This window comes from Dyadobacter soli (genome assembly GCF_900101885.1).
GTDB classification, from domain to species: domain Bacteria; phylum Bacteroidota; class Bacteroidia; order Cytophagales; family Spirosomataceae; genus Dyadobacter; species Dyadobacter soli.
In genome coordinates, this window is record NZ_FNAN01000012.1 from 255,422 (window position 1) to 268,255 (window position 12,834).

Below are 12,834 nucleotides of genomic sequence, written 5' to 3' on the forward strand. Positions count from 1 at the left end.
CTAGGGATCAAGCGGCTCATCGGCATCGATGTGCAATGCATCCAGCACGGGATAGAATTCCACGTCCGTTTCGCTGAGCCGCTTGCCCAACTTGTAAGGAACGTGGTTGATTTCCCGCATGCAGCGGTTCACGAATGCTTCGCTGGAAATCGAATAGCTTTGCGAACGCATGGTCGAAACGAGGCAGGGCTTCTCCATCGGCATTCCGTAGCGGTAAAGCAACCGCACGCCATTGCGCATATTGGTAGTCGTGTGCCGCGCGTGAGGATCCATGATGATCGCGTTTTCAGGCACTTTCAGGGTTTCCATTAAAAACTTCTTCATTTCATAGGCCTCGCTGTACTTCGTTTTGAATGGGTGAACGCGGCCGCCCGATACCAGGATATAGGGAGCCAACCCTTCGAAATACCGCAATGCAGCCACGCGGCAGCGCAGTATCCCGCCCTCGCTCAATGCACGCTCGGGAGAATCCGGGCCTGCGCCGGGAACGAGGATCAACGTATATTTGAATTTGTTCCAATCGATTTTCTTCACGCGATCAAAAGCAGCTTTGTTGACGGTCGAGATCATCGGCTCGTAATCGGCAGCCTCGCTCCGTTCATTTACTTCCAGGAATTGAAGCGCGTAATGCATGGACGGGCCGAAAAACAGGTTCGCGTTTTTCTTCTCCTGACGCACCACCTCCGTCACGTCGTATGCCAGCACCGGGTAGCTTTTGGCAGTAGTTTTAAATCCAATGGAATCGATGGCCGGGTAGTTAGGCTTTTTTCCTTCCGCGTATACTTCAATGGTATGGTTAATGCCGTTCGCATCTTGTTCCCAGGCTTTTCGCAGCAATGCTTTTTCGCTGGCTTCTTTGATCAAAATATAAGTACCGGAAGGGATCAGATGCTGTTTCACCAATTTACCCAATGCATTGTTCCCGGTATAAAGCGCTTCCAGCCTCGCCCCTATCGCATTGATTTCTTCGGGCGAAAACTTCATCTTACCCGTGTAGCAGAGGAAATCACCCTTACATTCTTTCACCGACGTTTCCAGGTTTTTGTATTTCAAACCCGCCACGGCGGTTAGCTCGCTATCTTTTTCCAGCAAAGATTTTACTTCCGGAAGCGTTTCGAACAGGGTGAGCAAATACCAGTTTTTGGATAAATGAATTTCCGGTAATGAGTTGGTAATCCTGCTTCGGCGCACTGTTCTGAGCAAAGCCGGTCAGGGCAAGCAGCATTAAAAAGAAAAAGGTCAAAGGTTTAGTCATAGTTATAAAAGGAGTAAGAAAAGGCTGCAAACTAAATGAATCCGTTTGACGGGAGCATTACCTGAAAGTTAAGAAACGAAAAAGGCCCGGACGCAATGTCCGGACCCGTGCTAGTGTGTGTTTTCGATCTAATACTATTTCGCAAGCGCAAATTTCTGGTACTTCACCGACCCGTCGAGGTAGGTAACCGATACCACGTACATGCCCGGTGCGAACTGCTTCACGTCGATCGTCCTTCCAGCAACACCTTTGTAAACTACCACGCCGGCTTTGCTTGTTACCGTGATCGATTTCACATTGCTTTGATCCGTATCGACTGTGAGTACATCCTTCACAGGGTTTGGATAAAGGGTCAGGAGCAGGCCGCCTTCGAAGCTTGCCGAGCGGATGCCGCTGTACGTGAAGGACAAGTCTTTATCGATCATTTTGAGGCGATAGAAATTATCGCCGTCCATCGGCTGGTTATCCTTGAACGAATAGTTTTCCAGTACCGCGCTTTCACCATGCGACTGAACGGTACCGATGCGGTCCCATTTCCTGCCATTGGCGCTGCGCTCGATCTCGAAGCGGTCGCTATTGGTTTCCGCGGCGGTTTGCCAGTAAAGCAATGCAGTCTTACCCTCTTGTTTTACATTGAAACTGATGAGCGTCACAGGAAGCGGATCACCCCAGTTGATTTTGTAGGTAGAAGGCAGCGAAACCTCACCCGATTCATCCTGGAATGCATACTCGAACTGTACGCTGGTATAACCGGTTCCGGTAAGCTTGATCACCAGCAATGCAGGGTCGTAGTTATCGATAATCTGGCCGGTTTTAACCAAAACACCATTATACCAAAGCTCTCCATGATCCGGCAATGTGGTAATGATCACCGTCTTGTCCTTATCGCCTCCGTTGAGCGGGCCATCCTCGGGATCGTTACCCGTAAGCTGGTTGGGCGAGCTGGTACCCGTGCCGGTGCTGGTATGGCTGCCATTCAGCGCAATTTCCGCACCCGGGCCCGGCTGATCAATTTTGAAATCCTTCGGATCGCTCGATGGCGGTTGCTGCACCCCGAAGTTGGCATTGCTCACATCGCTGTTTCCTACAAAAACACCATTCAGGACTCCATTCACGTCGTCGTCGCTGCCCGGGCCTGAGCCGAGGTTTTCACCGGTACTGATCCAGCCTGCGGGCAGGCTTGGCGTTTCGGAGCCGGCCGGGTTCTGGTGCAGCACGATGCTGTATTCGCCTGGATTGGTCGGTCCGAAATCGTAGGTACCATTCGCCGCCACAGGAACGGTTTTCACGATGTTACCCAGTGAATCGATGAGCGACACATACAGGCCTGTCGGTACAGGCACTGCGGAAGTGCTGTTCACCGTAATATCGGTCATTGAATTACCATCGTGCAGCACATTACCGCTCAAATTCACCGGCGGCAAGCACAGCTCAGCCGATTTCACGGTTACCGGAACCGACCTGGTAAGCTGGCAATGCGAGACATTGTCGGTAATGGTCACGCTGTAAGTGCGGCTGATACCGGTAGTGACGGTAGGATTTGCCACAAACGCATTCGAAAGACCGGTCGACGGACTCCATACATATTGATAGGTTCCGCCAGAAGTCACATTCAAAGGCAATGCGGTAGTGGTACCGTCGCAGATTTCGAGCGGCGTTGCAGTGGCTGCGATCGTATTAGGTTTAACCACCACAACCACTTCTTTGAAATTGCTGCAACCGGTTGTCAGGTTGGTTTGGGTCAAACGATAGGTCGTATTGCCGGCCGCTACCACAGTCGTAGAAGTTTCGGTAGGGTTTTCAACGCCTGCCGACGGGCTCCATTGCCAGGTTGTATTGGCAGCAGGTGCGCCTACGAGGCTCAAAACGGTGCTTCCGCCTTCGCAAATGGTGGTGTTACCTGCGATGTTGAATGCACTTGGCGAGTTGACGGTCACCACTACCTGATCGTTACGGGTACAACCGCCAAGGGTTACCGCCACGGTGTAAGTGGTGGTTACGGTAGGCTTCACGATCGGCTGCGCCACGGTCGAAGAACCGACAATGCCTATGCCCGACCAGGAATAAGTAGCGCCGTCCAATGCAGGGGTACCTATTTGGGTAGATTCACCTGAACAGATGGCCGCATCGCTGCCTGCACCGGCTGTCGGGATTACATCGAGTTCATCGGTGTAAATACAACCGCTGGCGAGGGTAACGGTTACAGCATAAGTCGTGCGGACGCTCACGTTGGCGGTCGGGTTGGCTGCTGTTGCATTGCTCAAACCGGTCGCAGGCGACCAGAGGTAAGTGGCTCCGGCAGGCGCGGCAGGGTTGTTAGGCGCACCGAAACCAATGGCAACGGCACCGGCAGTACACTGAACTACGTCAGCCAATGGCGGCTTGGGAATCTCGTTCACGGTAACGGTTACCTGGTCGATCAGCGGAGACGAACAGCCCGGATAGGTGATTTGCAAAGTGTAGCTTGTGGTTGAGGTAGGCGTAGCAACCAGGTTCGCACAGTTGGTACAGCTCAAAGCGGTCGCAGGCGACCAGAGATAAGTTGCATTTGCCTCCGGTTCGCGGCCGAGTTGTGCTTCTTCGCCTTCGCAAATGGTCACGGCACTGCCGGTATATTCGCCCGGTGTCAATGTATTGCTCAAAACCACCTGATCGGTGGCCGAACAGCCCGATGCCGGATCTGTAACCGTCAAAGAGAATGTCTGGCTGCTGGTTGAAGCATATTCCACCTGTGGCTGAGGCGACGAGGCATTGGTACCATTCGTCCACGCCGCGCCTGCGGGCTCCCATGCGTAAATCCAGTTCACACCGGCCGGTTTGGGGCTTCCCAGCGTGACGGTCGATCCGTTACAAACTGTCCGGTCGACACCCGCGGCGGCTACCACTTGCGCAACAGCTACTTTCACGGTATCGATGGTTTTACAACCCGAAGCAGTTTCCAGGATTTCAACTACATATTCCTGATCTGCCATCAATGTAGCCTGCGGATTGTTTACCGAAGCACTGCTCAAGCCAGCCGAAGGCGTCCAGGTATAGGCAAAACCAGCGCCCAGCGGCGTACCGACGGCCGTCGGGCTATCGTAGCAAATGGTTTTGTTGGGAATATCGATATTCGGTTTCGACCATCCTGCCGGGTTGATGTCGATCGACTCCGAGCAGGTCCTGCTTGCATCGTATTTGTTGGTGATCGTCAAAGTGATGGTTGCAGGCTTGTCGGTCAACACGGCCACTTCGCGCGCTGTCGGGTTGTCGACAAGGTTAGCAGGGCTCCAACGGTAGTTCCAGTCGGTGGTATTGATGTTTTTCGGAGCCAGGCGCAAGCGTTCGCCGCCACCGAAGTTTTTGGGGCATCCCTGGGAAGAGATCGTTTCGATTTCCACATCGCAGTTACCACCGCAGACGATGATATCCACATCCGAAGAGCAGGAAACGTTATTCAAAGTAACGGTACGGCGGAATTTTGTCGTACCCACATTACTTTTCAGGTAAGCATCCTCTCCCCCGTTGCGGGTATTCAAAATCACCCCGTTACCGCTTACGATGCTCCATGTGTACACCGCTTGCGGGCAGTTTGGGAAGCCTTCGTGCGTCACCCAGCGCGGGCCGCATTCGATATCGCCTGTGTCGGACGTTTGGGAGTTCAAAACAGAAACCTTCACCTCGTCGACAAAGCTGCAACCCGATTTAATGGCGGTTACCGTGTAAGTGATCGAACAAGGATCGATACCTGACGAACCCGCGGTAAATGTAGGCCGCGCTACTTCGGGGTCGTTCAGGAACTGGCCGGAAGTCCAGGTATAGGAATAAGTGGCATCGGTGATATTACCCAGCTGTACATTGGAATTGATACAAATCGTACGATCGGCTCCTGCGTAGTTGGCAAGGCCGCCCGGTGCTGCAACCGGCGTAATGGTAACGTCGTCGGTAGTCAAACAAGTTGAACCGTCTTTGCGGGTTACGGTCACTGTAAGACGGTACACGGTCGCTACCGCCGGGTTGGCGATAGGCTGCGCACAGTCGGTGCAGCTCAATGTGGTAATGGCGCTACCCGAAACCCGCGTCCACGCATATTGCACGGATGTGCTCGCAATCGGAGCCGAGCCTATCTGCACGCCGCCGCTTCCGGCGCAGAACGATGCATTCGCACCGGCATTGGCCACCGCCGGTACCACAGTTACCTGGTCGGTATCGATACAGCCATTGGCGTCGGTTACTTTCAAAGTGTAAGTTGTCGAAACCGTTACCGCCGCCGTGGTATAGTTTGCCAAGCTGCCAACGAGTGTTCCGCCATTAGAGCTACCTGAGTACCATTGATAGGTAAATCCGGGTGTACCGCCAGTTGCCGATCCGTTGAGGCTCACCGTGTTCGCACCCGCTCCACAGACGTACCATTGCGGGCCGTCCGCATTCGCCGACGGTGCTGCATTGGGCCCGACAGTCACCGTAGCGACATCCGACTCGCCGACCGTCTGGAACTCGCAGAAAGTAGTGCGCGCGCGGATGAGGCGTTTATAATACAATGTCTCGTTCGACGAAAGCGGTTGCAGGTCTTTGAAAACCTCGCCTTCAATGTCCGTCCACGGGCCAGTCGGGCTGGTGGCTTTTTGCCATTGGTAACCGATGGTGGTTGTGAAATTGGCAGGAGCTGTGATGCCTACCGCATTACCTGTAATAATGTCGGGGATACCGAGGCTGCAAGCGGTTTGGGTCAACGGAGCGATCGAAGAACTGTTTACCGCGAATTCCGCCGGCAGCGGGTTTTTGGTCAGTTTGATTGCGTAAGCGCTAAAATTTTCCGAAGCATTACCCGCAGTCTGTTTTGAAGTGAGGTTAGCAATACAGTTGCTTGGGTCGAAGTCAACCGTGGTTTGAAAAAAACCACCCACAAGCAGTTCTCCCGGGTTTTTGGCCGATATCCAGCCCACGGTTTCACTCCCGGTCCCACCCAGGCTCTTAGCCCATATCGGATCCCCGTTTGGATCGATTTCCGCAAGAAGTATATCGCTGCCTCCATTGGCTGTAAAGGAAAAGCTGCCCACGGTGGTAGGATTTGTAAAAGCTCCTCCCACATAGATGTGGTCATCCGGACCAACATCGATGTAGTTCCAGGTACGACCGAAAGCCTTGCCCCAGAGCCTGTTACCGGAGTTGTCCAGTTTAACCAATGTGACAATGGCGGTTGCGCTGGAACCACTGCCCACATAAATATTCCCCTGGCTGTCCAACGAAACGCTTCGGTAGTAATCCGAGTCGACGTCAAGGTGTGACCACAGCGTAGCACCTGCGGGGCTTAGTTTGATCACATAACCGCCCTTACCTAATGCGGCCATACCCGTAGTACCGCCATCGGAAGGCCCACCTATATAGATGTTTCCGGCAGCATCAATGTCAATTCCGAATACGGCGTCCGTACCAGGGCCGCCGATCCGTTTTACCCACTGGTATACCCCTGACGCATTCAACTTAGCGATAAATCCATCTTGTAACCCGGCCGACGTAACGGAATACGGCCCGAAAGTCGACGCACTGAGGTTACTGATATATCCGGTCACGAACACATTACCTGTTGGGTCCGTTTTCACATTGAAAGAATACTCGCCGGAACCCGTATTACCCATTCGCTGCGCCCATACGTAATTTCCGTTATTATCCAGTTTCAGAATGTACCCATCTGCGCTTCCGCCGCTCGTCACGAGGTTATTCACACCGGCATTGGGGTTCATATCCACCGTCCCTGAAATGTATCCGGTAATAAAGAGGTTATTCGATGGGTCTATGTGAAGTCCAAAGCCAGTGTCACCTCCTGTGCTGCCGTAGCGTTTACCCCAAATAAAATTACCGTACTGATCGAGCTTGACGACAAAAGAATCATAAAGACCAGCCGATGTGACGTTGGCTGTGGCAGTACCGGGATTCAAATCAATCGTGCCTTCAAAAAGTCCGGTCACGAAAACGTTCTTGTTCGCATCGGATTCGATGGCGTACACCCGCGCATGGCCTGCCGCGGTGGTTTCAATAATTCCCTTCGCCCATTGAAGGCCGACGTCCTGCGCCTGGACGCTCACTGCATTGAGCAGGAGGAGCCCCATGGCCAGGATCTTGCAAATGTGCCGTCCCCACGACACTCGCGGGGAGCCATCATCGGCCGCGATGCGGGCACGCACCGACCTGGCCAACGATTGAGCAAATTGTACTGGTTTAAGCATTGAATATAGGTTTAAGTGAAACAAAGTACAGGAGGATTATGCCCGCAGAAATGGCGCTTGTAGTGGTGCGGGGAAATAGCCGGACAGGTTCAAAAACTACGTCGATAGCGTTTATAATGTATTTCGGCTGAAAGTTAGAACTACTCGAAAGAAGGACTTATAGAGGTCGCGGATGGCTAACCTAGAAATATCTCGACAAATTAATTGTATTGAAAACCGTTGATTTCTACGTATATGCGCAACGCGCTCTTGCACGCACGTGTATATACGCGAGAGAGAGTCAAACTTCCGGATTTTTGTAAATAGGCATCGTTATCGTGCGGCGGATTTGGTAATCAGCCCTGCCAGTAATGGAGTTTTCTGCATTTGACCTGGCTTACAGAATGCAGAATAGTTACGATGCCGATGAATTAGTTTGTCAATATTCAGCTACAAAAGAAGCTACTCATTCATCTAATAGAAATAAATTACGCAACGATAATTGGGACAATTGCAAACAAAAAAGCCCCTGGCAAAATGCCAGGAGCTTTTCAATTTTTAAGCACCCATTTTACTTATAAAAGTTATCGTTTTCCAGTACAAGCCCGGATTGTTGTTTTCCTAGATAAAAATTGCGTTTTTCCAGCTTAAATCCAAATCAAACAACACAATCAACGGTCGGGAGTACCTGGGAGCAAGAAATCACCTGTTTAATTTTGTTAAAATCAAACCGTGCGGGGCCGGATGGCCGGCTATATTTGCAAATGAAGTATAATCCTGATTTATATGTAGTGGAGCCGGTTCCTCATTTAACCCTGCTTCAAATCCAATTCCGGTATGTTTTTTTATCATGGCCAATAGCTTCTTTTATCCTTGCACAAAGCATTCTTTCCTTAGCGAGTTTAAAGTAATCTTAAATAGCTGTTGAACTAAAATAATTTCGCCGAATTATGCATTTATTTCGACCAATACCTATATTATTGCAGACGAATGAAATTTAGTACAGTAGTTAAGGTCAGAGTATGTTGTCTCCCGGAAGACTGCGGTGTATAATAGTGGACGATGAGGCTGATGCACGCCGATTGATAGAAAAATATGTGCAGAAAGTTCCATTTCTCGAATTGGCCGGTGTTGCCGAGACCGCGACGGACGCCCTGTTCCTGATCAGGGATTTGAAGCCCGACATTGTCTTCCTGGACATTGAAATGCCCGAAATGACCGGATTTGAGCTATTAAAGCTCCTGCCCTCTACCCGTCCGGCCATGATCATGATTACCGCCGACCCTTCCTATGCACTGGAAGGTTACGAGCACGAACTGACCGACTACCTACTCAAACCCGTATCTTTCGAAAGATTTCTGAAGGCCGTCAACAAAGTGGATGGCGTGCGTTTCCAGAAGCACCAGCCCGGCAATTCCGACACGGCCAGGGAATTGGTTTCATCGACGAAAGAAGCGGAGGATCAGGTGACGGATGCAACGTTTTCCGGTGCAAGAAATGACTTTCTTTTATTGAAAGAGAATAAGAAACTCATTAAAGTAGCGCCGGGCGAAATACATTTCATTGAAGGTATGCGGGATTACCTGAAATTATATTGGTCGGAAGGCGTTGCGGTTATCCATATGACAATGTCTAAAATAGAAGAAGCGTTGCCTTCGGAGCAGTTTTTGAGAGTAAACCGCTCCTATATCGTCAACAAAAAAGTGATTCGGGAAATTGAAGGAAATGAAATCACCACTAATAGCGGTCGTAAAATACCGATTGGCGTAACTTACCGTGCCAACGTACTTGCGGCATTACAGAAGAACAGAATCTGACGGGCTATGGGTTTCAATCCTATTTCATCTGAAAAAAGGGCAAAAATAACGAGGATTGTTTATCATTTGCTGGCATGGATAGCGCTCTGGTGCGTAGCACGTTATTATAGCATTCCGGCCCTTACGAAGGATAACCATCATGTCATATTGCTCGGTGCAACAGCGGTATTTCTGCAATCCATTTCCGTGTTTTACCTGCTGGGGTATGTAGTGTTCCCGCGGTTTTTGTATACCCGAAAGATATTCCCGCTGATTATAAGCCTGGTTATCATATTCCTGCTGGTGCATATCACCAACTACCACGTGTTCAGGCACCTGGCTTCCATTACAAATGGTTCGGAGCAATATCCGATGTATATTACCAAGCTCTGGAATTTCTTTCAGGCACGCAGCGCGTGGACGAGTTGCTTCACGGATTTCGACATTGCATATACCGACTACGCATGGAGCTTATACTATATCACTCCGCTGCTGGCAATCAAAGTGATGCGTGACATTATTAATTCCAGAACCAAAAATATGCAACTGGAAATGGAACGGCTCCAACTCGAAAAAGCAAATCTGAACTTGCAAACCCAAAGCTTGCAATTACAAAAAAATAACCTCAATCTCGAACTCAGTTTTCTAAAATCACAGATCAATCCGCATTTTTTGTTCAATACCCTTAATGCTATTTATACCAAAACGGTGGATGTCGATGAGCAGGCCGCGGACCTTGTTCTTAAATTATCCGACCTGATGCGGTACAGTCTTTACGAATCAAGCAAGGAAAATGTAGTACTCTCCCGCGAGATCAGTTACATCGAAAATTACCTGGACCTGGAACGCGCGCGCTTCTCTGATAAGGTGACGATCGAATACCAATTGAAGGGCAACGCCGGGGAGTACCTGATCGCCCCGCTGCTGTTGGTCTCATTCGTCGAAAATGCATTCAAACACGGCACCGCCAAAAGTAAATACACATCTTACGTAAAACTATCTATCGTACTGGATAATAACACATTATACTTCAAAATAAAGAACAATATCCCATCGCACACACGGCAAAGCCGGCCACGGGCGAACGATGAGCGAGTGGGTGGTTTCGGTTTGAGCAACACTTCTAAGCGGCTTCAATTGCTGTATCCGGACAGGCACAAATTATCCGTCCAGCAAACCGAATCGGAGTTCAGCGTCGATCTCGAAATTGAGCTTGACCCCGCGAATGTGGTCCACTATTTCAACTCCTGAACCGACCATTAACCGCGCCGTATATCCGCCAGCGTCAGACTTATAAATCGCTTAGATTAAGGAATTAACCTTTCATCTCAATTACCTGACACAGTTATCAGCTCACTCATAAATCGAGAAGAGAAACTACAACTTTTGTCAAAATATTTTATTAGAAGTTATTTTACTTTTATTTTTAGAATTTCCTGTTGATATTGAAACGCCTGTTAAAAAAGGCATAAAACTACCCTCAGCTATCCAAAGATTTTTTGAAATGGACATCTATATGTTCAAACATATTCATTTCATTCTCTGGACCTTCCACAACAAATTAAATTTTTTGAATTTGAAAATGTCCGGATGAAAAACATTTTAATTGTCGAAGATTATCAGATTATCAGACTTGCCACAAAAATACTCGTTCAGGATTTGTATAAGGCCGCTGTAATTCACGAAGCAACGTCTTTTAATACAGCATTATCCGAGCTTTCCATGCAGCCCCAGGACCTGGTCATTCTGGATGTTCAGATTCCTGAGGGACAGGGGTTTGAAATGATCGGGAGCTTGCGTGCGGTGCAGAAGAATGTCAGTATCCTGGTATTCTCCGCCGTTGAAGAGCGGATTTACGGCATCCATTACCTGCGTGCGGGCGCGAACGGCTTTGTATCCAAAAATACGGGCACCGATGAACTGCGGGCAGCGATTATATCCGTCGTGGATACGGGCAGGTACGTCAGCCCGAGGATCAAAGTGGAACTGCTCAACCAGCTCGATAAGCATAATTATCGCGCCGACAACCCGCTGCTGGACCTGTCAGCGCGCGAGATCACCATCATGGATATGCTGATCGAGGGCTTCTGGATCAAGGAAATAGCCTCGAAACTGGATCTCACCGAAAGCTCCGTCAGCACCTACAAAGCGCGGCTTTTTGAAAAACTTCAGGTGGGCACGCTCATTGAAATGTTTCAGAAAGTGACGTTTTACAAGGATATGGATTGAAGGTTTTCATCGGCCACGAGCTCCTTATGCTGCAAGCCCCATGCATTCATCCGGTCGATAATGGGCATAATGCTCCGTCCGGAGTCGGTGAGGTTGTATTCGGTGTAGAGCGGGAAACCGGCGGACTGGCATTTTTCCACGACCCCGCTTGCTTCCAGCTCGCGGAGCTGCATGTCGAGCACGCGCGGAGTGGCGCCTTTGATTTCCCGGTGCATTTCGCTCGGCCTGCGAAAACCGCGGTGGATGGCGTCGAGCAGGCACGGCTTCCATTTCGCCCCGAAAACTTTCATGGCAATGGTAATGCCGCATTCGAGATCTTCCGGTGTTTTCCGTTGGTACATATCGATGGTGAATAGTTCTTAGGATGTCGTTTTAAGAATACAATTTAGTCAATACCGAATAAATTTTCGGTCACCGAATCTTTTTTCGGTAATTGATAGCCGCCTGCCCGCTGCCGAATTTTGTGTTCATCCAATCAAAACGAACAGAAAATGAACACAAAACGAATCACCGTCATAGGTTTAGGACAAATGGGCACACGGCTGGCCGAGCTGCTGGTTGCAAAAGGTTACACCGTCACTGTCTGGAACCGCACGCGTGCCAGGGCCGACAGTATCGCAGGCGTACAAGTAGCTGACAATCTGGAAGAAGCCATCCGGCAAAGTCCGGTGGTTGTCATATGCGTGCTGGACTACAAAGCAGTAAACGGTATCTTCAACAATATCGGCGACAAGTCGATCCTTGAAGATAAAACGGTTATCAATTTTACAACCGCCGATCCGCAGGAGGCCGAGACGCTCGAAACTACGCTGGCCGTTTCCAATGCCGGTTATATCAATGGCGCCATCCAGGTCGCACCCGACCAGATGGGCCTGCCCGAGACGACCATTATCGTCTCAGGGAATCAAGCGCATTTCGAACGCAGCCGCGACGCATTGACCGTTTTTGGAGGGAATATCAAATATCTCGGCGAACGCGCCGCACTGGCGTCGGCGATGGACCTCGCGACACTCACCTGGCTGTACGGTTCTTACGCAGGCCTGATCCACGGGATCGTACTTTCACAAAAAACCGGCCTGTCGCTCAGCGCGTTCAGCGAAATATTGGGAGAAATCACGCCCGGCTTCACAGCGTTTTTCAAACATCAGGTTGGTGTGGTGGAGCAAGGCGATTTTACGGTCAGCCAGAGCCCGATGGCTATCAGTATCGCCGCAACGCAACGCATTTACGACGCATTCCGGAAGGTGGGCACGCAGCCGGCTTTTATCAAATCCATTAGTGATCTGCTGCAAAAAGCGGAAGCCAAAGGGCTGACCGACCAGGAGGTGGCGGCGCTTGTGACGGTGGTCGAATAGCGTTTATCTCCCAA

The 12,834-nt window shown here is 50.3% G+C and carries 7 protein-coding genes; 4 read left to right on the forward strand and 3 right to left on the reverse strand.

The genetic code is table 11. From position 1 onward, the window contains the following. Together BLQ88_RS21205 and BLQ88_RS21210 are read right to left on the reverse strand one after the other, a co-directional pair. Nucleotides 1–1,191: a YdcF family protein gene (locus BLQ88_RS21205; protein ID WP_218132938.1), complete on the reverse strand. Its 1,191-nt coding sequence runs from the start codon at nt 1,189–1,191 to the stop codon at nt 1–3. Between the two features lie 198 nt (nt 1,192–1,389). Continuing rightward, entirely contained in the window at nt 1,390–7,461 is a 6,072-nt protein-coding gene (locus BLQ88_RS21210; protein WP_090154194.1) for an Ig-like domain-containing protein, read from the reverse strand. Between the two features lie 1,001 nt (nt 7,462–8,462). On the opposite strand from BLQ88_RS21210, the gene BLQ88_RS21215 reads away from it, so the two are divergent. From BLQ88_RS21215 to BLQ88_RS21225, 3 genes are all read left to right on the forward strand, one after another. Continuing rightward, a complete protein-coding gene (locus BLQ88_RS21215) occupies nt 8,463–9,257 on the forward strand; it encodes a LytR/AlgR family response regulator transcription factor (protein WP_090154196.1) in 795 nt (264 codons plus the stop codon). Between the two features lie 6 nt (nt 9,258–9,263). After that, nucleotides 9,264–10,487, forward strand: a complete 1,224-nt coding sequence (locus tag BLQ88_RS21220; RefSeq protein ID WP_090154198.1) for a sensor histidine kinase — start codon at nt 9,264–9,266, stop codon at nt 10,485–10,487. A gap of 339 nt (nt 10,488–10,826) precedes the next feature. Continuing rightward, nucleotides 10,827–11,465 (forward strand): response regulator transcription factor, encoded by a 639-nt coding sequence (locus BLQ88_RS21225; protein ID WP_090154200.1) that lies wholly within the window; start codon nt 10,827–10,829, stop codon nt 11,463–11,465. On the opposite strand, the gene BLQ88_RS21230 is transcribed toward BLQ88_RS21225, so the two are convergent. Then, the gene (locus BLQ88_RS21230; protein ID WP_090154202.1) at nt 11,447–11,806 is read right to left on the reverse strand and encodes a winged helix-turn-helix transcriptional regulator; all 360 of its coding nucleotides are present in this window, start codon (nt 11,804–11,806) and stop codon (nt 11,447–11,449) included. The two genes, BLQ88_RS21225 and BLQ88_RS21230, sit on opposite strands and share 19 nt — an antisense overlap. A 150-nt stretch (nt 11,807–11,956) precedes the next feature. Here BLQ88_RS21230 and BLQ88_RS21235 point away from each other — a divergent pair, with 150 nt between their 5' ends. Further along, a complete protein-coding gene (locus BLQ88_RS21235) occupies nt 11,957–12,820 on the forward strand; it encodes an NAD(P)-dependent oxidoreductase (RefSeq protein WP_090154203.1) in 864 nt (287 codons plus the stop codon). Nucleotides 12,821–12,834: the final 14 nt, after the last annotated feature.

Bases quoted from the DNA above. Each gene is read 5' to 3' on its own strand.
- BLQ88_RS21210 (WP_090154194.1), bottom strand. From the start codon at position 7,461: ATGCTTAAACCAGTACAATTTGCTCAATCGTTGGCCAGGTCGGTGCGT.
- BLQ88_RS21215 (WP_090154196.1), top strand. From the start codon at position 8,463: ATGTTGTCTCCCGGAAGACTGCGGTGTATAATAGTGGACGATGAGGCT.
- BLQ88_RS21220 (WP_090154198.1), top strand. From the start codon at position 9,264: ATGGGTTTCAATCCTATTTCATCTGAAAAAAGGGCAAAAATAACGAGG.
- BLQ88_RS21225 (WP_090154200.1), top strand. From the start codon at position 10,827: ATGAAAAACATTTTAATTGTCGAAGATTATCAGATTATCAGACTTGCC.
- BLQ88_RS21230 (WP_090154202.1), bottom strand. From the start codon at position 11,806: ATGTACCAACGGAAAACACCGGAAGATCTCGAATGCGGCATTACCATT.
- BLQ88_RS21235 (WP_090154203.1), top strand. From the start codon at position 11,957: ATGAACACAAAACGAATCACCGTCATAGGTTTAGGACAAATGGGCACA.